Origin of the sequence: Chitinophaga sp. CF418 (assembly GCF_900142925.1) — a bacterium.
Taxonomy (GTDB): domain Bacteria; phylum Bacteroidota; class Bacteroidia; order Chitinophagales; family Chitinophagaceae; genus Chitinophaga.
Map to the genome: position 1 here is coordinate 896,186 of NZ_FRCN01000001.1, position 25,166 is coordinate 921,351.

Below are 25,166 nucleotides of genomic sequence, written 5' to 3' on the forward strand. Positions count from 1 at the left end.
AAGACAACATTTAGTACCTAATATGCTTACAAGGTTTAAAATTTTTTTTAACATATATATTAAAGGGTTAATTACCCATAAATATTGATATTATCAGCAATGTCGTTATAATACTATCGGTAATATTATCCGAAGCCTGCTTGCCCGCCTTTTTCAGATAAGGCTCCATGGCGACTGTCATCTTTTTCATAGCGCGCAGCATCTGCGTATGCACTGTACGGGGCGATATATTCAGGATCTCTGCTACTTCCTTGTATTTCATCCCGCTTTCCTTCACCAGCCGGAATATAATGCTACACTGGCGGGGAAGGGATGAAATGGCCTGATCCATCCTGAAGAACAACTCTTTCTTTTCTAATTCCATCTCGGGAGATGCTGCATTTATCAACTGCGCACCACCCTCATGATCATCTATATTCACCAGTTGAAGACTGGAAAAACGCTTATTGTAGTTTAATGCATGGTTCTTTACAGCAATAAAAAGGTACGTCTCAGGTTTGAGAACGTCCCTCATTTTCGCTCTGTCCATCCAGCATTTTACAAATACATCGGAAACTATCTCTTCCGCAACTTGTTGATAATGAACGTACATTGTGCAAAACTTCACGAGCCTTGGGTTTAATTCATGGAAAAAAACCTCAAATGATTTTGGATCGCTATCAACAGTGATGCGCTTCCATAGATCATTTATATTAACCTCCTTTTGCATTCTAACTTTTCATTATATTTCAGACAGCAATGTAGTAAAAGTATATGTCAAATAAAAATAATAAAACTTTCTGAATTAATTATTTATAATATATATTATCTGCCATACATTAGAAAAACAGGGGCTACTGCCGGGTAATAAAAAACCCGCTCTGTTTGTGCAGAGCGGGCATATAAATCATTGTAAGTCAGCCTATTGCTGTTCCATTGTCATAATATCACGGTCAAAAAGGTACAAACCACTCTTGTCATCCCCGACCAATTCCAGTTTATCATTACACTCCCTGGCTACCCGTTCCTCTTCAATCTGCTCATTTACATACCATTGCAGAAAATTATGGGTAGCATAGTCCTTTTCCTGCAAGGAGATATCCACCAGCTCATTAATGCTTTCACTCACCTTTACCTCATGGGCAAACAGCTCCTCAAACGCTTTTTTCAGGGAGACAAACGTCAGGACAGGTTGCGCCAATACCGGTATAATCGCAAAACCACCTCTTTCGTTGATATAATGGATCAGCTTCAGCATATGGAAACGCTCCTCGTCGCTGTGCTTGAAGAAAAATTTTGTTACACCTTTCAGACCAGGCTGTATTTCTGCCCAACTACCCATTGCCAGATAAGCCTGGGAAGATTGTGCCTCCATCGCCACCTGCTGGTTCAGGGCTTCCTGTATTCTTTGAGATAACATGTTATTCGCTTTTAGGGTGAAAAATTGAACAGAATAAATGTACTGAATTTCCAGAGGCTGCTGAAATATAACACGCCCTCAGAATTGAAAATCATTACATTACTTAACAAAATCCTCCCTGTGAGGACTAAACACATCTATCAGCACGCCCGGCTCCAGGCACAAGGCGCCATGCACCACATGCGGCGGGATATAATAGACATCACCTGCCTTCAGAACTTTTTTCTCCCCATCAATAGTGATCTCAAACACCCCACTTTCCACATGGGAGATCTGTGAGTGGTAATGCTCATGTAATGCCCCGACGGCTCCTTTCTGAAATTCCACCTTTACCAGCATCAGCTGCTCATTATAGGCCATTACTTTTCTGCGGATGCCCGGGTCAGGCGTTTCCCATTGAATATCTTTGTCTTCTATAAAAAGGTTCATAACCGGTTTATTTTCCGTATTTAAAGCCTCCGGGGGCCTTCCTGCACGAACTATCTGAAAATAAATAGCCCATAGCGTACCGCCCTTGTTGCGGGTTACTTAGCTTACCAATTTAATCATTGATCGGCTAATTACTGCACAACAATTTCGATCTGCTATGGACTATTTTTATAACTACCTGTGGATTATTTCAGTATTTCACTCAGACGTTTATCCAGCTCCTCCCCTCTCAGGTTCTTAGCCACGATCTTTCCCTCAGGGTCCAGCAGGAAATTCTGCGGTACTGATCTTACGCCATACATCTTTGCAACAGCATTATCCCAGTACTTCAGGTCAGATACATGCGTCCAGGTCAGATTATCTTTATGAATGGCTTTCAGCCAGGCGTCATGACCATTAGGTTGATCCAATGATACACTCAGGATGGTGAACGGCTTGTCTTTGTGATTGTTGTACGCTGCCACTACATTCGGATTTTCTGCACGGCATGGACCACACCAGGAAGCCCAGAAATCCACCAGTACATATTTGCCACGGAAGTCCTTCAGATTCACCGGTTTACCCAGTGTATCGTTCTGTGTGAACAGTGGTGCTTCTGCTCCAATGGCAGTACTCTTCCAGCTATTCAGCAGTTTTGCATATTCCTGACCGTTCTTGCTATTTTTCACATTGGCATCCAGGCCGTTGAACATAGATTCTATCTGACCAAGATCATCCGGCATGCCACCTGAATATTGCTGTAAAGCATCCAGGCTGATGATGGATTTAGGATTGTTCTTCACAAAATCCACATAAATAACCTTTTCCTGTTTGCGGATATCCTCTACTTTCTGGTCCAGGTACTGGCGGAACTCCAGGGAGCCGCGTTTTTCATCATCGGCAGCCATGTATTCAGCGTTCAATTGTCCGAAAAGCGCTCCTACCGGCTTCAACGCTTCCTGCAAGCGCTGGTTATCAGCATTTACTGGAGAGCCTGCAAAAGTGACTTTCTGCAATGAGTCAGGACTGCTCAGTGTAATTGTGCCTTTTTCAACATAGAAGATGATCATGTCACGGGCTCTGGGGTCAGCCGGCGGATTGACGTGCTTTAATACCATCATCGCCTGGGAAGGCCCATCCACCGTTCCCTTGAATTGAAATGCTCCGTCTTTTAACACGGCTGAGTCCTTTACGTCAACGCCTCCGTTACGGTAAACAAGTTGTAGTTTGGCAGGTGCGTTCCAACTGCCGATTTTGCCCTTCAATACGAAATCCCCTTTCTGGGCTAACAAAATGCCTGGGGACAACAGTAAAGAGAAGGCTACTAATAATTGCTTCATGCTGGTTTGGTTTGATTTTTTCGAGTATCACTAAAAATAGTAAATAAAAGTGAACCCAAACCGCGCCCACAGGATGACCGGTAAAAAGACTGTATGAAATTCCGGCATAAAAAGCCTTTGATAAGCAGAACCAAGTATTATGAAGACGGATACAAGCCTATTCTATACCCAGCTCTTTCTGGATCTCCTCCAGAGACCGCCCTTTTGTTTCAGGCATCACCTTCCAGATAAACAACAGCTGCAATAGCATCATACCGCAGTAGAACACAAAAGAGTAAAATCCACCCATTTCACTGCCTGCCACAATAATGGGGAAAGTCCAGGAAATAATGGCAGCCATGATCCAATGGGTAAAACTACCCAACGCCCCTCCCTGCGATCTCACTGAATTCGGGAAGATCTCCGAAATGAACACCCAGATTACCGCCCCCTGGGAGAAGGCAAAAAAGGCAATGTATCCTATCAGGTAGATCAACACATTTCCACCCAGATGAGCGGGATCCCTGAATGCATAGGCAGTCAGGCCCAGGAACAGGATCATCCCCAGGGAACCGATCAGCAAAAGCGTTTTGCGACCGAATTTATCAATAACGGTCATGGCTAATAAGGTGAATAACAGGTTGGCAGCGCCGATATATACTGGTTGCAGATAAGCCTCCGCTTTACTGAAACCCGCCAGTTCAAAAATGCGGGGAGCATAGTACAGGATGGCGTTAATGCCCGACAATTGGTTGAACATAGCCAGCAAAACCGCATACAGGATCGGTTTTGCGTACCTCCCCTGGAACAGGTTCTCCTGGTGCGTTTTAACAGAATCCCTGATAGCCCTGATGGCGCCGGGAACATCCGGTTCCTGCAGGCGCTGCATAACGGGCACTGCTTCCTCTTCCCGGTTGTTGAGTATCAGCCAGCGGGGACTTTCGGGGATAGTCCTTAACAATATCGCAAACAGGGCTGCAGGTACCACCATGATACCCAGCATCCAGCGCCAGGAATCATCTCCCATTCCTACAAACAGGAAGTTGGTCAGGTAGGCGATGAAGATCCCACCCACGATATTCAACTGGAAGGAACCCGCCAGCCGGCCACGCAGCTGCGCCGGAGAGATCTCCGAAATATACATGGGTCCAACCACCGAAGATGCGCCCACTGCAACACCCGCCATAAAACGGAACAACACGAATAACAACCAGGCGGAAATAGAGGCACAGCCGATAGCAGAAACAACATACAGTAAAGCGATGGCCAGCAATACCTTCTTACGGCCATAAACGCGGGCGGGTATCCCAACCACCAGCGATCCGAGTACGGTTCCAATCAGACTGGAAGCAACGGTGAAGCCCAGCCAGAAAGGGCTGAGCGACCATAACTCCATGATCGTCTTTTCCGCACCAGATATCACTGCGGTTTCAAAGCCAAACAGGAAACCACCTAATGCGGCGATTAATGCAATTCTAACAGGATAAGAAAACATGAGCGTAGTTTATTGTGATTATTGTGGAGCCGTGGGTGATCATAACGTTTTACTATAAGGGAAAAAAGTAAACATAAAAAATGGTAAATGCAACTCTCAATATTTGAAATTCATATACCGCTTATTTGATATTGCTACGATAGTCACAAAATGCACCCTGCATCTTTGCGCAAGAAATATCATCCGAAATGAAAATGTTAAAGAATTCAATCAGACCCGTAAAATGGCTCAGCGCTACATTGTTTGCTGTACTCATCATGGCATTTCCCCTTGTAATGCGGGCGCAGGAATCAGCTAAAGTAAAGAATATCATCCTGGTACATGGCGCTTTCGCTGATGGTTCAGGATGGGAAAGTGTATACCGCATCCTCGCAGCCAAAGGATATCATGTAACAGCATTACAGTATCCTATGACCTCACTGGAAGATGACGTGGCAGCACTTAACAGGGCAATCGACAAACAAGATGGCCCAACCATCCTGGTAGGTCATTCATATGGTGGTGTTATCATCACTGAAGCTGGCGTTTCATCCAAAGTAACTGCTTTGGTATATGTTGCTGCATTCGAACCCGATGCCGGCGAATCTCTGGTAACACTGGTACAAACTGCTCCTGCGGCTCCTGAGAATGGTATCCTCGCTCCGGATGATAAAGGATTTGTATACTATGACGAAGCAAAGTTCCATGCCGGATTTGCAGGTGATCTGCCTAAAGAAAAGACAGCATTCATGTATGCATCTCAGGGGGCTATCTCCGCAAAGTGTTTTACTACACCGGTAACACATGCTGCCTGGAAGGAAAAACCCAGCTACGCTATTCTGACTACCGACGATAAGAGCATCAATCCCGTGATACAGGAGAACATGGTAAAACGTTCCGGCGCTAAAGTCACCAGGATAAAAGCCAGCCACGTTGTATTCATTTCTCATCCGAAAGAAGTAGCTGCCGTTATTGAAACTGCCGCAAAACATTAAATTATCTATAGCAATAAAGAGGTTGTCCTGTTAGAAGACAACCTCTTTATCTATTAGTTCGAGGCTCCCGGCCCTTCTTCTGAATTCCGCAGGTGTAATCCCTGTATTTTTCTTAAAGAACAAACTGAAATTGGGTTGTTCTGCAAATCCTATACTATAACCAATTTCCTGCAATGTCCAGTTTGTTTGTAGCAGCAGCATCTTCGCCTCTTCCAGTAAACGCTTACGGATATGCGTACTGACGTTCTGCCCGGTATGTTTTTTCAGTAATGTGTTCAGATAATTCGGGTGCATATCCAGGCTGGCGGCAAATTCCTTGGCAGTTTTCCTGGCAATAGGATTGTTGTAATTAACATTTGCTGTCTCCTTTTCCAACAGACTGAAGAACTCATGAACATGTTTATATTCATCGGAGACATGGCGAGGTGCTTTAAAAGCAGAGATGCGGGTGCTTTGTATCATAAGCAGCTGCAGATATGTCTGAATAGCGTCTTCAGTCAGGCGCTCACCCGATCTTTCCTCCTGCTCCATATTGGCGAAAATACCATTCAGTACGCTGATATCGGCAGGCGATAACCGGCGCAACAGACCGATTGTTTTGGCTTCCAGTGTTGTCGTCATATCTGTCTGAGATTTACCATACAAATATGTCCCACATCCCCAAATCTCCCGTTGTACTTATCCTCACAATTGAGGTATTTTTCCCACTTTTTATTTGTCAGCCGGCATAATACACAAAAGGCCGTCCACTCCGTTCAGAACGGAGCGAATCGGCCTATTACACAATCAAGTAATCTTTACTTTGATAATTGTTCGAACTCTTCGTCGGTCAGCTCTATGTCAGCAGCGGCCAGGTTTTCTTCCAGGTGTTTTATGGAACTGGTGCCTGGTATCAGCAGAATATTATCTGCGCGTTTCAGTAACCAGGCCAGCGCGATCTGCGCAGTTGTGGCATTGTATTTAGCCGCAATTCTGCTGATCTTATCTGCCAGTGTTTCCGGACCAGAAGCCAGCGGGAACCATGGAATAAATGCCAGCCCACGTTCAGCTGTATAATCCACAATTTCTTCCCACTGACGGTTACCCAGATTGTAGAGATTTTGCACAGATACGATCGGTAATACTTTTTCAGCTTGTTCGATCTGCTTAATATCTACTTCGGATAAACCCACATACCTGATCTTGCCTGCTGCTACAGCTTCCACCACAGGCGCCAGTGTTTCTTCCACCGGCACGTTAGGATCGAAACGGTGCAGTTGCCAGAGATCAATGGTATCTACCTTTAGACGTTTGAGACTACCTTCAATATTCTCACGGATAAAGGCAGGGTCGCCATTAGGCACCCACTGATTGGGACCAGGACGGTTAAAGCCTCCTTTAGTGGCGATTACCAGGTCATCTTTGTAGGGGTAAAGCGCGTCAGCTATCAATGATTCATTAAACTTAGGCCCATATGCTTCTGCAGTATCGATGAAATTCACACCACCGGCTACAGCAGCCTGCAGTACTTTCTTCGCATTCTCGCGGTCAGCTACCTCTCCAAATACGCCCGTTCCAGTCAATTGCATTGCCCCGTAACCAAGACGGTTGATCTCAAGCTGGCCTCCTAAGCTGAAGGTCAGACTCTTTGTGCTTGTTGCCATTTTCTTATGTTTTAATAATCAATCCTGAAATATGTATGATAAATCTGTTACGTTATTCTTTTCGGTAATCTGCCCGCAATGAGCATCAATAAACGTACCTGCTTATGTTGCTGGCCGCGGCCATGGTGGGCTACTTTAATAAGTATTCATTTATCTGCGACCATTTATTGCAGAGACGTCCTGCTTATTTATTTTGTTCAGTTTACTGATACAAAGATGAATTGTTTGTAAAAAGCGGAGATTAGCAAAAACAAATGTTTTCTTATGAATTTCAAAGATGAAAAAGTGGAGTTAACAATTCTTCGCATCACATCGCCGTAAACACATACACCTTCCCCTTCTCCGTCATCACATCATACAAATTCGTCGCCTCAAACTCCAGGGGCTTCACATCCTTACTATGTATCAACGGCTCTGCCACTGGCGTTACCTGGTAAAAAGGATTATTATTCTCACCGCTTGCCTTTGTTAAGGCCCGCGTTCCTTTCAAGGCCTGATTACTTCTGATACGGCAGTTACCACCCAATGTAGATCTGATCACCAGTTTAGTGATCTTCCCATCCCGCCATACCAGGTCTTCCACCACAAAGCCACCTCTTGCACGCAGGCCTTTTATACTACCCGCCTTCCATTGCTGTGGAAGGGCCGGCAATACATAAATAGCCCCATCATGACTTTGCATCAGCATTTCCGTGATGCCGGATGTACAACCGAAGTTTCCGTCTATCTGAAAAGGCGCATGGGCGTCAAAGAGATTAGTATAAGTACCGCCTCCACGTTTACCTACAGGGCTAAGCTGGTTCGTGATGAGTTTCAGGGCGTGGTCTCCATTGCGTAGCCTGGCCCACCAGTTCACCTTCCATCCCATACTCCACCCTGTCGAAATATCACCGCGTTGTATCAGGGTGGTGTTGGCAGCACTAGCTAGTAGCGGTGTACGCTCAGGAGAGATCTGGGCGGAAGGGAATAAACCGTATAAGTGTGAAATATGGCGGTGTTCATCCTTAGGATTATCAAGGTCATCGATCCACTCCTGCAACTGTCCATACTGACCGATCTGCATCGGCGGCAGACGCTTACGTACAGCCCTGAAAGTATCCACCAGCGCCTTGTCTTTCCCCAGGATGTCAGCAGCATTAATAGCCGCACTCAGTGCATCAAAAACGATCTGGTTATCCATCGTACAACCGGCATCCATATGAACACCAGGCCTCGCAGCCGGTGCATTTTCCGGCGAGTGACCAGGATTCACTACCAGGTATCCGCGTGTTGGATCCGCTACAAGATCATCCACGAAGAACAGCGCTGCTCCTTTAATAGCAGGATATACATCAGCGAGATAACTCTTATCCCCATTATAGAGATACCGCTCCCAAAGGTGCTGCGCCAGCCAGGCGCCACCCATGCTCCAGATACCCCAGTTGATCTTATCCACAGGACCTGTAATACGCCATAGGTCCGTATTGTGATGAGCTACCCATCCCCTCGCCCCGTACATCGTGCGTGCAGTGCCCTGTCCTGTTACAGAAAGTTCTTTTACCATCTGTATCAATGGTTGATGCATTTCCGGCAGATTGTCCTTTTCTGCCGGCCAGTAGTTCATTTCTGTATTGATATTGATGGTGTATTTGCTATCCCATGGCGGTGTCATCTCTGCGTTCCAGATGCCCTGCAAAGTAGCTGGTTGTCCGCCAGGTTGAGAACAGGATATCAGCAGGTAACGGCCAAACTGGAAATAGAGCGACACAAACTGTGGATCAAATGTTTTTGAGAAATTGGCCAGCCTTACGTCAGTAGGCTCTTTTGCTGCATCGGAGGTGCCCAGGTCGATATGTACACGGTTGAAATAACGTTGATAGGCAGCAGTATGCTCTTTCAACAGGGTGGCATAAGGCTTTTTCACAGCAGCATTCAGATAAGCACCCGCACGCTTTACCTCATCAGCACTGAGGTCCTGGTAGTTCACATAATTGGTGGCCATGGAAATAAAGATCAATGCACTGCTGGCATTCTTCACGGTAATGGCAGTATCTCCGGTCGTCACGCTACCGCCTGTAACAATCACTCTTGCGATACCATTGAACTTCACCTTTCCTTCTACAGTTTCATGACTACCTGTCATACCGTTCACCGTGAGATCCTTCCCTGTTGCTTTTACAACAGCATTCTTCTGGGGAGTACTCAGATAAGCAGAGAAACCCAGTGTACCCGGTTTGCTGCTGCTCAGCCGTACGATGATGGTCTGTGCAGGCACAGAAGCAAATACCTCCCGGGTATATTGAACGCCATTCACGGTATAGCTGGTCTTTGCGACTGCTTTTTCAATATCCAGTTCCCGGTAATAATCCTGGTACTGTTCATGGCCTGGAAACGCCAGGTGCAGACTACCTACAGGCTGGAACATCTGTCCGTTGGACGTTTTGGTCTGGACCTTCGCTGCCGCCAGATCCTGGGCTTCCTTCTGTTTACCTTCAAAGATCAGCTGTCTGATCCTGGGCAAGGCAGCCAGGGCCTCCGGGTTTTCATTACGGTTAGGACTACCTGTCCAGACGGTGCCTTCATTCAGTTGAATGATCTCTTCAGCAGGATTCCCGAATACCATTCCTCCCAGACGGCCATTCCCTACAGGAAGCGCAGCTGTCCATATATCGCCGGCAGGTTGGCGGTACCATAATTTTAACGATTGTTGTGCCAGGGAAAAGAGTGGTAAGATGCCTCCTAGTACAAGCAGGGTTATTTTTTTCATAACTGGATAATGTGTTAGACCTATAATAAGATCAACCATGCCTGTGGAAAGTTCATGGCTGGGGAAAGCAAATTACAAATGATGATCTACGAATGCAAACCGTCTGTAATAATAACTGTAGTATTAACACATAAAAATGGGGCGCTGCACATATGTTAGTGGGTTAACACTTTTATCTTATCATGAATAACTCATCAGTAATAAATTAAGCCGTTTCATCAATCAGCATCACATCCCATGGCTGTAAAATTTTACTGATCAGCAATACGCCTGCATTACTGGACAGCACCTGTTCTTCCTTCACTGCCATGGCCATCTGCTGCATTGTTTTCAACTGATCTCCCGCCAGTGAGTCTGGACTACCAGCCTGTTTCAAGGCATACATTGCATTCCCGTTCTCCTTATCCAGTATTTCCACATTAAAGCGGGCATCTTTATTCGTATTCATGAGCTTAAATGTGAAGTTACGCGGCTCTCCCAGTTTAAGTGTGTTATCCACTGCATCAGCGGTGCTGAAAGGCGGGGCTGTTTTCAACACTGCAGGATAATTATATACCAATGTAGTCAGCTTTTGTGTGCTCTTATGGCGTGTCACTACAATGCCGTCTTTATTGTAAAGCAGTTCGTCTCCCAGTGCATGCAACATTCTGTAGGCATGGAAAGAAGGTTTGGCAATGCCCTGGTAGTTCAGCAATCCGAATCCACCGGAAAATCCCTGTCCGCCAACACCTTCCTCTCCACAGTCTGTAAACGACCAATAGGAAAGTGAATCTGCCAGACCAATACTATCAATATTCGCCTTTATGATATAAGCAGCAGGCGGCAATGCATCGTGCATAGCATCCCTGCCAGAAGCGCTGGTACCCCATTCTGTGAGATGGATCTCCGCCTTCGGAAAAGCGCTTTTATCCACCACAGCCCTCAGCCATTGCAGATCTTTCATTGTCGCATCTACACCACGGGTACGGCCTTTGCTATTGTTGTAAGGGAAATCAGTAGGATAAGGATGCGTGGAAATAAAATCGACAGGCGCCTGTTCCCGTTTGCAGTAATCCAGGAAATCCTGTATCCATACGCCTTTCCATTGCAGGCTGTCCAGGTCTTCAGTACTACCTGTCAGTATTTTTGATTTATCTTCCGCTTCCCCGTCAAAACGGCCATCACCCACAAAATTGCTGGTGGCCGGCCCTCCTACTCTCAGCTCCGGCGATACAGCCTTGATAGCCTGTGCAGTAGCCTTGTACATGGCGAAATACTGGCTTTTGCTGCCATCCCACATGCCTTTCTGATTAGGTTCATTCCACACTTCGAAATACCAGGTGCGAACTTCATTCTGACCAAACTTTTCGATACAGTGTTTCGTGAAAGTGGTAACCAGTTGTGCCCATTTCGAAAAATCAGCCGGGGGCGATACATTGGCTTTCCACCAAAAAGCGGTACTTGTTCCACCGGCTATTTCCCTGGGGAAGAAACTCAGTTCCACAAAAGGCTTCATGCCTGTTTTCAGGATGCGGTTGATAAGATCATCGACCCTTAGCCAGTTATACACACCGCCCTGGTATACAGACATATCATCGTGAAAGATCCCATGAAAGCGACAATATTCAAAGCCACAATGTTTCTTCGTGAATTGCAGTTGCTCCAGCCAGGGAGAACCAGGACGGAATACTTCACCAGCCCGGCCGGCGCCTACGCATTTACTCCAGAAATGAGAAAAAGTACGTCCCTGAATTTTGGTGTCAATTAACAACGGTTGTTGTTCTTCCCAGAAGGAACGGCCCGAAGCGAAACCTGGCAACAATGCACTGCCGGCAGCTGTAACAATGGCCTGCTTCAAAAAATTACGTCTTTCCATGAGGTAAGGGTTAGTTAAAAATATGTAGCTGTCCCCTGAACCGGCGGCTGTTTTTCATATCGCGACACTGCTCACTTTAATACAAATTCCGGGGATACAAGCCTTTTTTGATTGATAAATTTTGCTCTACTATCAGACAACTATTGATTTACAATGTACGGTATTTTATGAAATACGCAAACGTTTGCGCAATCCATTGACTACAACACACATATGTACAAATTACTCTATGTTTCCGATAAATGCAAATAAAGGGGGAAGGATATTTTTAGAACGTAACAGGAACAGCATGAATAACTTGGCTTACCTCTGCCTGGATCGCAGGGTCATTGGCCAGTATTGAGCACAATTCTGTGTCTGATGATATTGATAATGAGACAAATAAACCTTCTTCATGTACCAGCTGACCGGTTTGCAGTACTTTTCCCTGCTGTTGCAGCTGATAGTAAAATTCCATTTGCTCCGCCAGATATGCCTTTCTGTCTTCCCGCGACCAGTTTCTTCCCTTATTAAAGAAAAGCAATACACCATGTGGCTGTCCGTAGTTCATAAATAGCTTTATTTTTGCGCAAAGTTCCGCATCAGCCTATTCACCCTGTTAACGCAAACGGGACTTTTATAGCCGCAAACAGTGCCAAACTGCATTTCTTATGAACATCATACCGTCGCAATATCCTCCTCATCAGATAAAAGAAACGAAACGTCACTATACCCGTGAGCAAACCTCCGGCCCGGAGATCCAATTCAGAGAGATCTGCATGGATAATGCCCGCATGCTGTGGTATTCATATATGGCTGACAAAGAATATCATATGCCAATGCAGCTGCAGGGAGAAAGAGTGGAGATGCATTTCAAACTGCGTGGCAGATCGGGCGTGTCGTACGAGGGTGAACGATACGTTATGCACAGCAATGAGCAAAGTCTTTTTTATCAGCATGACCTGGTGGGAGAATACATCCTTTACCCCGGTCAGGAAAACACCTTCTTTGAGGTAGAGTTACCCCGTTCCGTATTTGAATCATTGGTCACTACAGATTGTCCCTTTCTGCAACAGTTCTCCGACCAATTGCAAACACCCCGCAGTCACTTGTGGCCAGGACATAGTATGGCCATCACTCCCCAGATGCATATGATCATTACTGAAATGAGCAATAACGCTTATACCGGACAAATGAAACGCTTGTTCCTGGAAGCTAAACTCATAGAACTGTTCCTGTTACAAGCAAATGGCTTTGATCAGCATACGCCCCATACCGCCAACCTCCGGCCTGCCGACATAGAACGCCTGCACGCAGCCAGGCATTACCTGGAACAGCACTTCATGGACGATTGTTCCATCTTCTCCCTGGCCAGCCAGGTGGGCATCAATCAGAAGAAACTGAAGCAGGGATTTAAAGCATTGTTCGGTTATACCGTTTTCGGACTCCTCAGTCATATACGAATGGAAAAAGCCAGACAGCTGCTGCTCGATGAAAAGAAAACAGTTGGAGAAGTTTCTGAGTTAGTCGGTTATCAACACCCACAACATTTTGCAGCTGCCTTTAAAAGAAAGTACAATATTCTACCAGGCAGCCTTAAAAACTAAGGGGCTTTTTCCATATTACCGGTTGCAGGCCCCCTCTCTGAGGGAAGCAATTCAGACTATGCCGGATTTACCATAGGTCCAACCTAACGTCATATCAAAGGCAGGGTAAAGGCATGGCAAAGGCATGGCAAACGCACGAAAAATCCCCGACAATCGGCTCCGCCAGGTGCCGTGTGTTTGTAGCCCGGGGTGGCAACCCCGGGGAACCGGTTGCCGACGACCAAACACCCTGATATTATTTTAACCCAAAAGCACCATTCGAACAGCATTCGAACAAGCAACGAAGAAGCGACGGATTAGTGTCGAATTAATACCAAGGTCAATCCGGTATAAAAAAATACCAGCGCAATTCAATCCTGATGTTATTTTAACTCAAAAGCCGGGAGAGAACTAGCAGAGAATTAGGGTAGAACTAGCAGAGAAGACGCAGAGAACAAGTGCTCATGTCAATTTTGTGTACATACCATCAGGAAGGAGCCTTTCCCTGGTGACAAACGAGGATCAACGCTTCTTCATGAAGGCTTATCCTTTGTGCTCCTGATCAACCCGATCCCTGCAAAAAAGAAGATAGCTCCCAATATGGAATAAATGATAATTGCCTTAACACTCCGGGTAGCTCCACTGGTGTTCATAAAATTCAAAGCCCCCAGTATCAGACCGGCAATACCCAGGAATGTCAGTATAATGCCAATAATCCGCTTTTCCATAGCAAGTTTTACCATAGGTGATACAAATTGCATGCCTTGCCGGTATTCCTCCTACCTGCCAAATAGACGTTTCGCCCCCCGATGGTGTAATTTTTGTGCTCACCCCGGCATGAAGATCTTCTGGAATTATATGCAGCCCCACCGCTGGATGATTGCCCTGTCCCTTTTACTGGCCGGCATAGGTCAGGTGGCGATGATGGCGGACCCCATGATCTTCGGGAAGATCATAGACAAATACGCACTGCATCCCGGAAACAGAACAGAAAATGAACTGCTGAGAGGCGTAATGTTCTGGTTAGTGCTGGCCATCTCGGTGGCAATGGTGGCCCGGCTGGCTAAATCCCTCCAGGACTTTGTGATGCGGCTCATTATACAGCGCTTCGGCATGCAGGTGTTCAACGACGGACTGAAACAGACCCTCCGCCTTTCATTTCAGGAATTTGAAGAGCAACGTAGCGGGGAAACAGTAGCGTTGTTGCAGAAAGTCCGCAATGATACCGAACGTTTCTTCAATGCATTCATCAACATCCTCTTTTCCTCCCTTGTCGGGATAGGGTTCCTGATATGGTATGCCATCACCAAACACTGGGCGCTTGTGCCTATCTTCTTTATAGGCGTGCTGGTGCTGGGAACGCTTACCGGACTGCTAAGCAGGAAAATAAAGAAGATACAGCGGGCCATCAATAAGGAAACACTGAAAATGTCGGGGTCCATTACGGAATCGCTCCGCAATATCGAACTGGTAAAAAGCCTGGGGCTTACTTTCCCCGAAATCCGGCGCTTGCGCACCTTTACCAGGAACATCTATGAACTGGAGATGAAAAAGGTAAAACAGGTCAGGATGCTGTCATTCGTGCAGGGCACTACCCTGAATCTTTTGCGGCAATCTATACTCTTTATCCTGCTCTGGCTCATCTTCCGTAAAGTGCTTAGTCCGGGGGAACTGATCGCTATGCAGTTCATTGCAACGGCCATTTTCGGCCCATTACAGGAGCTGGGCAGCATCATCCTGGCTTACAGGGAAGCTGAAAGTTCCCTGCTGCTGTTTGACCAGCTGATGCACAAACCTGTGGAAGAGCGCCCCGATAATCCCATAGAACTGGGGCCACTGGAAACCATCCGCTTCTCAGATATTGTATTCCGGCATCAGACAGCCACAATAAATGCATTGGATGGCATCAGCTTCAACGCTGCAAAAGGAGACACCATTGCTTTTGTAGGGCCTTCCGGCTCGGGCAAATCCACACTGGTGAAACTGCTGCTGGGATTGTATCAGCCCGTTTCCGGCGAGATCCTTTTCAACGATATTCCATCAGGTGATATCCGGTATAATCAGATGCGCCGGCAAATAGGGTTCGTATCGCAGGACACCCAGCTCTTTGCCGGCACCTTCAAAGACAACCTCCTGTTCGTAAAACCGGATGCCACTGATGAAGAGATGCTGGCCGCCCTCCATAAAGCATCCTGTACCCAGTTGCTGGTCCGTTCTCCTCAAGGTCTGGACACTAAGCTGGGAGAGGGTGGATTGAAGCTTTCCGGAGGAGAAAAACAGCGTGTCTCCATTGCCCGGGCACTCATACGAGATCCGCGGTTGCTGATCTTTGACGAGGCCACATCTGCACTGGACTCACTGACAGAGGAAGCCATCACAGATACCGTCCGCAATATTTCCGCCAGAAGGGAACAGCTGAATATACTCATCGCACACAGGTTGTCTACCATCATGCACGCCGACACCATTTATGTGCTTGAAAAAGGCAGGATCGTGGAAACAGGGACACACCTGGAACTGCTGGACCAAAAGGGGCTGTATTACGCAATGTGGCGTCAGCAGATAGGCGAACGCCGCAGCACGTCTCCTTCTGCATCTGAAGACATTACCCAGATCGGGACCTCCATATCCGGCACTACTCCCCAGCCCGATATCAAGCCTGTTCCCGAAGTGGAATAAAGCTGGCGCACACTGCCGGGGCATGGTTTTTGGGCCGCCCTGTTGTACATATAAATCATTGTGTTATGGAACAAATGAGGCAGATCACCCTGAATATACCTCCCACTACCAAACCCCGTGTAGTGATCGTGGGCGCCGGCTTTGGCGGATTGAACGCTGCGAAGAGCCTTCCTGACGATAAGTTTCAGGTAGTACTCTTCGACAAACACAACTACCACACCTTCCAGCCACTGCTTTACCAGGTAGCCTCCGCGGCTTTGCAACCCGACGCCATCGCCGGACCATTGCGCAACCTGTTCCATAATACGAAGGATTTTCATTTCAGGATGTTACGGGTGCTATCAGTCGATCCACCCACCAATACCATCAATACCTCTGCCGGACCATTGCAATATGATTACCTGATCATATCCAGTGGCGCCAGAACAAACTATTTCGGTAATGAGAACATGCAACGTTTTGCACTACCGCTAAAGACTATCCCGGATGCGCTGAATATGCGCAGCCACCTGATGCAGATCTTTGAATGGGCCAGCCTTAACGCCAATCCCGAGCTGAAAGAACATATGCTCAATATAGTACTGGTAGGCGCCGGTCCTACCGGTGTTGAAATGGCAGGTGCATTTTCAGAACTCCGGAAGCACGTACTGCCCAAAGATTACCCCATCCTCGATTTCAGCAAGATGAAGATCTACCTGCTGGAAGGCCTGGACCGGGTGCTGCCGCCAATGCATCCCAGGTCGAGCGCCCGCGCCCAGCGCTACCTGGAAAAGATGGGCGTTATCATTAAACTGAACGCGATGGTGCAGGACTATGATGGCGAAACTATCACACTGAAAAGCGGAGAACAGCTCAAATCTTTCTTCGTAGTATGGAGCGCCGGAGTAATGGGAGAAGCATTGGCAGGCATACCCAAAGAATGGACGGAACGGGGCCGTATCCTTACGGACCCTTTTTGCCGCGCCATCGGCAGCACTAACATCTTCGCCATTGGCGACATCGCTTTGATGAAGCTGGAAGACTATCCCAGAGGGCATCCCGGAGTAGCGCAACCTGCCATCCAAATGGGAAAATATGTTGCGAAAAACCTATTTGCACTGCACAGGAATGAAACTGTCAAACCCTTTAAATATTTCGATAAAGGCTCACTGGCTACCGTAGGGAGAGGGAAAGCAGTGGCTGATCTTCCCGGCAATATTCACCTGGGTGGACGCCTGGCATGGTACATCTGGTTGTTCGTACACGTGAACTTCCTGGTGAGTTTCCGCAACAAACTGCTGGTGATGACCAACTGGATCTGGAACCTGTTCACCTTCGATAAAGGTAACCGCCTTATCATCCGGCCTTATATCCGTAAGGGCGATGAAAAGAGTAAAGCCGTCTTCGCCGAAAACCAGGTAGGTAGTTAGTGGCCGCCCCTTTTTATGTACCTTTGTGCCTGCTTTGGATACAAGAAACTACATAACATTATCGCAGCTGGCGGCCAGCATACAAGGCACTATCAGGAATACTTTTTCGGGTCAGAGCTATTGGGTGGTGGCAGATATCACCAGCCACTCCTTCTACCCCGCTAAAGGATACCACTACTTCGACCTCGTTGAAAAAGATGCCCGCAGCCACCAGCTTACCGCAAAGATCTCTGCCAGTGCCTGGGGTAATGGCAGCAATCGCATCAAAGAATTTGAGAGCGTAACCGGCCAGCGCTTCAGCAACGATATGCATGTGCTGATCAGGGTGGCAGTGGAATATCATCCCGTATACGGATTAAAACTTTCCCTGCTGGATATTGATACCAGCTTCACTATCGGATTACTGGAACAGCAAAAACAGGCTACCTTACAACGCCTCCTGACCGAGTGTAGCGACATTGTGCGGAAAACACCGGAAGGATATATGACGCGCAATAAAGCGCTTACGCTCAATTCCGTTATACAACGCATTGCGGTCGTCTCTTCCGCATCGTCTGCTGGTTACCAGGACTTCATGCACACCCTGCAATCCAACGCATACGGTTATATCTTCCACATAGAAAATTACTTCACCGCTGTACAGGGAGAAGCCAATGCGGCACAGGTATGTATGCAGCTGGAAGCAATCATAGACTCCGGAAAACAATTTGATACAGTGGTGATCATCCGTGGTGGCGGCGCACAAACAGACCTGTTGTTATTCGACCAGTTCCCGCTGGGGAAAGCCGTAGCCGGATTCCCAGTGCCGGTCATTACCGGTATCGGGCATCATAAGAATGAGACCATCACGGACATGCTGGCACATACGGCTACCAAAACACCAACACGCGCCGCAGAACTGATCATTGCACATAACCGCAGCTTCGAAGAAGCCCTGCTCACACAGCAACAGTATATCATCATCCGTATGCAACAAATGCTGAAAGATAAACAACAGCAACTATCCTCCCTGCATACGGGTATTATCAACAGATCGCGGGACCTGCTGGCGGACTATAAAGAGGGACTGGCCCGCAAGCGGCAAGGCATCCCGCAAAACGCCCGGCACCTGTTACTGAAACATCGCTCGGCTATGAACCAGCTGTCAGGACAATTGCTGGCAAAACCCGGACAGGTTACCGCCAGCCGCTTACATGAACTATCCCATATCCGCAAGGATATACAGGTATATGCCCGTAAGTTGTTACAACAACAGCAGCAGAAACTGTTGCATCATGAAACGGTCGTCCGGATCATGAGCCCTGCGTCTTTACTACAGAAAGGCTTTGCTATGGTGCAACACAAAGGAATGATCATTACCAGTGCAGCACAGCTATCACCGGGAGACGAGATCACCGTTCAGATGGCAGATGCAGGTGTAAACGCCACAGTCACTTCAAAAACAACAAATGATGGACACGAATCTAACATATGAAGCAGCCTATAAGGAACTGCAACAGATAGCCAGGGAGATAGAAACAGAGTCTGTTTCTGTCGATGTGCTGGCCGCAAGGGTGAAACGCGCTTCTGAATTAATATCCTTCTGTCAGGCCCGTTTAAGGGCAACAGAGGCGGAAGTAGAGAACATTATCCAGCAAATGGAAGACAAACCGCTTTAAGCTTTTTAAGCTGCGGCAGTGTATCATATCACTACACCGCCGCAGCCAATCTCCTTCCCCTCCTTTATTACACCCCATTCGCCCCATTTTAAGCCGCCTTAAAGGTTTTAATATTTTGATTAAAAACGGGTTAAAATCAATGCCAGACGTTTTATCAGCCGCTGCCATTCTTGACCTTTGTCCTGAATTCATTAGCGGACAAACAGTATCTCATGAAACGAGCGATCGTCCTGGCTGTAGCAATGATGGCAATATCCTGTATCAGGAACCTTGCTACTGCCCAAACCAACTACACATTGCCGGCGGCCCTGGATACCGCCAGAAACAACAGCCCTGTGCTGAAAGCCAGGTACATGAACATAGGCGCTGCCCAGGCCGATGTGACCACCGCAAAACTGCGCCCCAATCCTACACTGAATAATCAGACCCTGCAACTGGTGCGTTCAGACCATTTCGCGCCGAATACCAGGTGGTCTTCCAATCAGAACAGACAGGTGTGGTACCAGGTCACAAAGCCGATCCAATGGCCTAATCAGCGCAAATACAAGATCGAGACTGCCGATAAGGACGTCGCGGTGGCCAGCAACACCTACCAGGAAGATGTACGCAACCTCTCCCTCGATGTAGGCAACAGCTGGATCAATTGCTGGGTATTGAAGAAAAGACTGGCCCTGCTCAACGACAGCAAAAAGAATCTGGACACACTGGTGCAGATCAACGAACTGCGCTACAAAAACCAGGTCATCACACAGACAGATCTGATCCGTACTAAAGTGTTGCTCGACCAGTACAACCTGCAGCTGAGTAAATTTTACCAGGACTATCAGAATGAACTGCAAACCCTGCAACTGCTGACAGGCAACACCTCTTCCATGGACATCGATACTTCCGGCGAGATCCTCACCATCAGTCCTTCGGAGACACTGGACAGCCTGATTACACAAACCATGGAGAACCGTTCTGATGTAGTACTCGCTAAAAGCACTATTGATGAACGTAACAGCAACGCAAAGTATCAACAGTCATTAGCGGTACCGCAACCTGAAATAGGGTTTATATACAACCCACAGAACTCGGTGCCTTATATCGGCTTCTATGGTACTATAGACCTGCCTTTCTTTAACAGGAACCAGGGTGAGATCAAAAAGGCGCATATACTTCAGCAACAGGCGCAACAGGAACTAACTGCTACACAAAGACAGATACAGACAGAGGTAGTGACGGCATACAATACCTATCAGCTCCAGAAAAAGAACATGGAGAAATACAGCGGTATACTGCATCAGTCGCAACAGATCCTCGACAACGTAAAGTATGCCTATCTGCGTGGCGGTACTACCATCATCGACTTCCTCGATGCACAACGTAACTGGTATGATACCCGCCTGCTGTATTACGATTCACTGCAGGCATACTATCAGAGTTATATACAATTATTATTCGCTACCGGCCTTATAAACCAATTGTAATTATGCAACGCATTACCGGATATTTCTTAGCCGCCTCCCTCCTCCTGGCAGGATGCAGGCATAAAACACAGGAGCCAGTTGCTACCGGAGATCCATCTCCCGTTATTACCGGCAACGGGCAACAGATCTCTTTTCCAGATACGGCATCCTCCAGTTTCTTTGCGGTGGAGCCTGTGGGCGATTCTACACTCAGCGGCATACTGCATGCACCTGGTAAAGTAGCAGCAACAGTACTACGCTCAGATGTAGGCGGACAAAACATCGTACTGTTCGATGATCCCCAGCTGACCAGCGATTATTCACAACTCATCCAGCATCAGATCAACATCAATCATATCCAGGATGTGAACATCAAACAAAAGAAAGTAGAACTGGACCGCACGCAGGACCTCTTCGATCATGGTGCTGCCAGCGGAAAAGATATCCTGGAAGCAAAGTCGGAACTGTCTATCGAACAGACCAATCTGGCCAACGAAAAGACACAGCTGATAGAACATGAATCAGGACTGAAGGCCGCAGGTTTCAACCCGGAAGCCCTGCACGGCGCCACTCCCGGCACTGCTTATATCATCTGTGATATACCCGAAAATCAGCTGAACAATGTAAAAAAAGGTTCTCCCTGTACCATCGTGCTGTCTTCATTCCCCGACAATACCTACAATGGTAAGGTGGAAGATATTGCTGATGTGATAGACGACGTTACACGCATGATCAAACTGCGTATACGGCTGAACACACCTGACAATGATATCCGCGCAGGTATGTTTGCCGGCGTCACATTCCAGGTACATGGCGACAGCAATGGCATCAACATCAGCAGAGATGCGCTGGTTACTGCCGACGGACAGAATTATGTTTTCGTCAGAACAGCACCCAACACTTTCACGAGAAGAGAGATACGCACAGGTCAGCAGATCGGCGACCGTATTGCTGTGTACAGCGGTTTGAAGAACGGAGAGAATGTAGTAGTAAAAGGCGTGATGCAACTGAAAGGACTGAGCTTCGGATATTAACCACAACTGTTCAACCAATCATTCATACTAACAATATTGCCCCATGTTACAGGCACAGATATTTATAGATAAAGACGAAGTATTCGGTTCAAAGCCGCTGTATGAATTTATCGTACAGTTCTTACTAAAACAGAACATTGCCGGCGCTACTGCTTTTCGTGGTGTGATCGGTTTTGGAGAACATCACCAGTTGAAAAGGCCCGATAGTCTTTTCAGTTTTGACGAACCACCTATGCTGATCATCTTCATCGATGAGGATGAAAAAGTACTGAATACACTGGCTGCTTTGCGCAAACAGGTAAGCAGTGGTTTCATCGTCACCAGCAAGGTAGAAAGGTTTGAGGTATAACATTTCAGGACTTGATTGAAATTCACTTGTAATGATTCGCAATCTTTTAATATTCTCTCTTAAAAACAGATGGGTGATCATCCTGATGGGCCTTGGCCTCATGGGCATTGGCTACTGGTGTTTCACCCAGCTGAAAATAGAAGCATACCCGGATATTGCCGATACCAATGTGATCATTGTAGCGCAATATCCCGGCCGCGCGGCAGAAGAGGTAGAGCAGCAGGTTACTATTCCGATAGAAAGAGCACTGCAGAATACGCCTAATGTACTGGACCGCAGAAGCCGTACCATCTTCGGTCTGAGCGTGGTACAGCTTACTTTTACCGATGGTACGGACGACTATTTCGCCCGGCAGCAGGTCAATGAACGGCTGGCCGGTGCAGAGCTCCCGGATGGCGTATCACCAGAACTGGCGCCACTTACCACGGCCGTAGGAGAGATCCTCCGTTATGTGGTAGAAGCACCGCCTACCTATACGCCTACGGAGATCCGCGACCTCCAGGACTGGGTCATTAAGCCGGCCCTGCTACAGGTACCAGGCATTGCGGATATCACCACCTTCGGCGGCCCACTCAAACAGTTTCACATACTTACAGCGCCCGACAAGCTGCGCAAGTATGACCTTACTTTACAGGATGTTATTGACGCAGTACAAAAGAACAATCAGAATACAGGCGGTAATATCATTAACCGCGGTGAGCAGGGCTTTGCCGTACGCGGGTTAGGAGCAGTGAAAACAGAACAGGACATTCGTAACATCGTGCTGAAAGCGGCCAATGGTATGCCTGTTTACCTGGGAGATGTAGCTACGGTAGAAGTAGCGCCACCACCACCCAGCGGTGTAATGGGTTATACCATCAATGCCACTAAAACGAACGTCAGTAATGGAGTGGAAGGTATTGTGCTGCTCCGCAGATATGAGAATCCCAGTGAGGTGTTAAAACTGCTGAAAGACCGTGTCCAGGACCTGGAGCAGAATGAACTACCTAAGGGCGTACACCTGCATACACTCTATGATCGCAGCTTCCTGATAGATCATTCACTGGAAACGGTCGGCCATACCTTATTGGAAGGCGTCTCTATCGTTGTGATCATCCTGATCTTCTTCCTGGGTAGCCTGCGTAGTGCACTGGTGGTAGCGCTGACCATTCCCTTCTCGCTCCTGTTTGCATTTATACTGATGCGCCTCACCGGCATACCGGCCAACCTGTTGTCGCTCGGGGCCATTGACTTCGGTATCATTGTAGACGGCGCCTGCGTGATGGCAGAACACCTTATACGCACCTACAGAACGGCATCGCCGGAAGAGAAAAAGAAAGGGATCATCGCGCTCACACTGCGTTCCTCACAGGAAGTAGGCCGTGAGATCTTCTTCTCCGTGACCATCATTATCCTGGCGTATATGCCTATCCTGCTCATGACGCGTGTGGAAGGAAAACTGTTCTCTCCTATGGCACTGACACTGGCATTCGCCGTAATCGGCTCCATGCTGGCAGCGCTTACGCTCATACCGGTACTGATCTCTTTTGCCTTTAAGAAGGCATTCAGCAATACTGACAAACCGATGAAGGAGCACAGGAATGTTGTGCTTGACTTCCTGTCAAAACAATACTCCCGCGTACTGGCGCGTGTCATGAAAAGGCCTAAAACTGCCGTTATAGGCGGGTTCTCCATCGTGGTACTGCTGGTACTGCTGGGCGGCAGCCTGGGTTCTGAATTCCTGCCAGAACTGGACGAGGGTTCTATATTCCTCAGGGGCAACTTCCCGGCAGGTATTACCATCCAGGAAAATGCAAGGTATTCTCCGAAGATCAGGGAGGTAATTGCCAAATACCCACAAATCTCATTTGTGATCACACAGGCAGGCCGTAACGACGATGGTACTGACCCATTCCCATCCAACCGTAACGAGATACTGGTAGGGCTAAAAGACTATAAACTGTGGAGTGATACCATCTCTAAAAAGGAACTGGTGACCAACATACGGCACGACCTGGAAAAAGCCATGCCGGCAGTGAAGTTCTCTTCCGGTCAGCCTATTATTGACCAGGTGATGGAGATCGTAACCGGTAGTGCAGCAGACCTGGCTATTTCCATTGTAGGAGACGACCTCACCATGATGCGGGCCAAGGCAGATACTATCGCCAATCTTGTAAAACAGACGAGGGGCTCAGAATCTGTTAATATCGAACAGGAAGGTCCGTCAGAGCAGATCGCCATCAACATCAATCGTGAGAATGCGGCCCGTTTCGGTATCAATGTAGCTGATATCCAGAGTATGATAGAAGCGGCCATAGGCGGTAAGGCTATCTCTACCCTGTATGACGGCACCAAACGTTATGACCTTGTCATCCGTTACCTGCCGGGAGAACGCAGCACTATTGAGTCTGTAAAGAACCTGCAGGTACCTTCCGCCACGGGTGCGCTCATTCCTATGAGCCAGCTGGCAGATATCTCCTACGTACAGGGTCAGACGAATATTTACAGGTATAACAGCAAACGTATGGTGACTGTCCGTACCAACATCCGCGGACGTGACCAGGGAGGTTTTGTGAGTGAGATCAGTCAAAAGATCAACAGGCAGTTACACGTTCCAAAAGGTTACAGCATCATATACGGCGGGCAGTATGAAAACCTGCAGCGGGCAGGCAAACAGCTGTCAATGACCATCCCGCTCACCATTATCATGGTGTTCCTGGTGCTGTTCATCCTGTTCCGCAATATGCCGCAGACATTTGTGACCGTCAGCTGTATCTTCTTTGCGCTGGCAGGAGGTATAGTGGCCCTGTTCATCCGCGGGTACCATTTCAACGTATCCGCAGGTGTAGGTTTTGTGAGCATCTTCGGGATCTCGGTAATGGCGGGGGTGCTGCTTGTATCTGCCTTCAACCGTTTACGCACAAGGCCCGGCCAGACCTTACAACAAAGTGTTTTAACAGGCTCCAGGGAGCAGCTCAGCGCCCTGTTGTCCATCCTCATCGTTGCAATAGCCGGTCTGATACCGGCAGCTACATCTTCCGGTATCGGTTCTGATGTGCAACGTCCCTTAGCGACAGTTATCATAGGCGGATTGACCAGTACGCTGCTCTTCGCCCCTTTATTGATACCTCCCCTGTATTGGTGGATAGAAAGGAACAGGGCTGTTAAACAGGTAGTAAAAGACGAAGACTTAGAATAGGATCTAT

At 47.6% G+C, this 25,166-nt stretch carries 21 protein-coding genes; 10 read left to right on the forward strand and 11 right to left on the reverse strand.

Annotated elements, in window-relative coordinates:
• Positions 1-67: 67 nt before the first annotated feature.
• The 5 genes from F3I09_RS03695 to F3I09_RS03715 form a co-directional block, all read right to left on the reverse strand.
• A complete protein-coding gene (locus tag F3I09_RS03695) occupies positions 68-709 on the reverse strand; it encodes an RNA polymerase sigma-70 factor (RefSeq protein WP_149693679.1) in 642 nt (213 codons plus the stop codon).
• A 192-nt stretch (positions 710-901) separates the two neighbouring features.
• Positions 902-1,399, reverse strand: a complete 498-nt coding sequence (locus tag F3I09_RS03700) for a ferritin (protein WP_149693680.1) — start codon at positions 1,397-1,399, stop codon at positions 902-904.
• 99 nt (positions 1,400-1,498) lie between these two features.
• Positions 1,499-1,828 carry a cupin domain-containing protein gene (locus tag F3I09_RS03705; RefSeq protein WP_149693681.1) on the reverse strand — a complete coding sequence of 110 codons (330 nt, stop codon included), beginning with the start codon at positions 1,826-1,828 and terminating at the stop codon, positions 1,499-1,501.
• A gap of 185 nt (positions 1,829-2,013) precedes the next feature.
• Positions 2,014-3,147, reverse strand: a complete 1,134-nt coding sequence (locus tag F3I09_RS03710; protein ID WP_149693682.1) for a TlpA disulfide reductase family protein — start codon at positions 3,145-3,147, stop codon at positions 2,014-2,016.
• Between the two features lie 157 nt (positions 3,148-3,304).
• The gene (locus F3I09_RS03715; protein WP_149693683.1) at positions 3,305-4,621 is read right to left on the reverse strand and encodes a sugar porter family MFS transporter; all 1,317 of its coding nucleotides are present in this window, start codon (positions 4,619-4,621) and stop codon (positions 3,305-3,307) included.
• Between the two features lie 194 nt (positions 4,622-4,815).
• On the opposite strand from F3I09_RS03715, the gene F3I09_RS03720 reads away from it, so the two are divergent.
• A complete protein-coding gene (locus F3I09_RS03720) occupies positions 4,816-5,595 on the forward strand; it encodes an alpha/beta hydrolase (RefSeq protein WP_223233121.1) in 780 nt (259 codons plus the stop codon).
• A gap of 30 nt (positions 5,596-5,625) precedes the next feature.
• Here the strand turns inward: F3I09_RS03720 and F3I09_RS03725 are convergent, their stop codons facing one another.
• The 5 genes from F3I09_RS03725 to F3I09_RS03745 all read right to left on the reverse strand — a co-directional run bounded on the left by F3I09_RS03725 (position 5,626) and on the right by F3I09_RS03745 (position 12,389).
• The gene (locus tag F3I09_RS03725) at positions 5,626-6,216 is read right to left on the reverse strand and encodes an AraC family transcriptional regulator (protein WP_149693685.1); all 591 of its coding nucleotides are present in this window, start codon (positions 6,214-6,216) and stop codon (positions 5,626-5,628) included.
• Positions 6,217-6,392: 176 nt separating this feature from the next.
• Positions 6,393-7,238, reverse strand: a complete 846-nt coding sequence (locus F3I09_RS03730; RefSeq protein WP_149693686.1) for an aldo/keto reductase — start codon at positions 7,236-7,238, stop codon at positions 6,393-6,395.
• 307 nt (positions 7,239-7,545) lie between these two features.
• A complete protein-coding gene (locus F3I09_RS03735) occupies positions 7,546-9,984 on the reverse strand; it encodes a glycoside hydrolase N-terminal domain-containing protein (RefSeq protein ID WP_149693687.1) in 2,439 nt (812 codons plus the stop codon).
• Between the two features lie 205 nt (positions 9,985-10,189).
• On the reverse strand, positions 10,190-11,839 hold the full coding sequence (locus tag F3I09_RS03740; RefSeq protein WP_149693688.1) for a cellulase family glycosylhydrolase: 1,650 nt from the start codon (positions 11,837-11,839) through the stop codon (positions 10,190-10,192).
• Between the two features lie 268 nt (positions 11,840-12,107).
• Positions 12,108-12,389 (reverse strand): hypothetical protein, encoded by a 282-nt coding sequence (locus F3I09_RS03745; protein WP_149693689.1) that lies wholly within the window; start codon positions 12,387-12,389, stop codon positions 12,108-12,110.
• A 100-nt stretch (positions 12,390-12,489) separates the two neighbouring features.
• Here F3I09_RS03745 and F3I09_RS03750 point away from each other — a divergent pair, with 100 nt between their 5' ends.
• Positions 12,490-13,425 (forward strand): AraC family transcriptional regulator, encoded by a 936-nt coding sequence (locus F3I09_RS03750; protein ID WP_149693690.1) that lies wholly within the window; start codon positions 12,490-12,492, stop codon positions 13,423-13,425.
• 512 nt (positions 13,426-13,937) lie between these two features.
• On the opposite strand, the gene F3I09_RS03755 is transcribed toward F3I09_RS03750, so the two are convergent.
• Positions 13,938-14,132, reverse strand: a complete 195-nt coding sequence (locus F3I09_RS03755; protein ID WP_149693691.1) for a hypothetical protein — start codon at positions 14,130-14,132, stop codon at positions 13,938-13,940.
• 109 nt (positions 14,133-14,241) lie between these two features.
• Here F3I09_RS03755 and F3I09_RS03760 point away from each other — a divergent pair, with 109 nt between their 5' ends.
• The 8 genes from F3I09_RS03760 to F3I09_RS03795 all read left to right on the forward strand — a co-directional run bounded on the left by F3I09_RS03760 (position 14,242) and on the right by F3I09_RS03795 (position 25,159).
• Positions 14,242-16,083 carry an ABC transporter ATP-binding protein gene (locus F3I09_RS03760; RefSeq protein WP_149693692.1) on the forward strand — a complete coding sequence of 614 codons (1,842 nt, stop codon included), beginning with the start codon at positions 14,242-14,244 and terminating at the stop codon, positions 16,081-16,083.
• A gap of 65 nt (positions 16,084-16,148) precedes the next feature.
• Entirely contained in the window at positions 16,149-17,492 is a 1,344-nt protein-coding gene (locus tag F3I09_RS03765; protein WP_149693693.1) for an NAD(P)/FAD-dependent oxidoreductase, read from the forward strand.
• Positions 17,493-17,526: 34 nt separating this feature from the next.
• Positions 17,527-18,966: an exodeoxyribonuclease VII large subunit gene (xseA, locus tag F3I09_RS03770; protein ID WP_149693694.1), complete on the forward strand. Its 1,440-nt coding sequence runs from the start codon at positions 17,527-17,529 to the stop codon at positions 18,964-18,966.
• The gene (xseB, locus tag F3I09_RS03775) at positions 18,944-19,150 is read left to right on the forward strand and encodes an exodeoxyribonuclease VII small subunit (RefSeq protein ID WP_149693695.1); all 207 of its coding nucleotides are present in this window, start codon (positions 18,944-18,946) and stop codon (positions 19,148-19,150) included. The genes xseA and xseB overlap by 23 nt, the downstream gene beginning before the upstream one ends.
• A gap of 212 nt (positions 19,151-19,362) precedes the next feature.
• Positions 19,363-20,619, forward strand: coding sequence for a TolC family protein (locus tag F3I09_RS03780; protein ID WP_149693696.1), 1,257 nt, complete (start codon positions 19,363-19,365; stop codon positions 20,617-20,619).
• Between the two features lie 2 nt (positions 20,620-20,621).
• On the forward strand, positions 20,622-21,632 hold the full coding sequence (locus F3I09_RS03785) for an efflux RND transporter periplasmic adaptor subunit (RefSeq protein WP_149693697.1): 1,011 nt from the start codon (positions 20,622-20,624) through the stop codon (positions 21,630-21,632).
• A gap of 43 nt (positions 21,633-21,675) precedes the next feature.
• Positions 21,676-21,981, forward strand: a complete 306-nt coding sequence (locus F3I09_RS03790) for a DUF190 domain-containing protein (protein WP_149693698.1) — start codon at positions 21,676-21,678, stop codon at positions 21,979-21,981.
• A 31-nt stretch (positions 21,982-22,012) separates the two neighbouring features.
• Complete coding sequence (locus tag F3I09_RS03795; RefSeq protein ID WP_149693699.1) at positions 22,013-25,159, forward strand: efflux RND transporter permease subunit; 3,147 nt, start codon at positions 22,013-22,015, stop codon at positions 25,157-25,159.
• Positions 25,160-25,166: the final 7 nt, after the last annotated feature.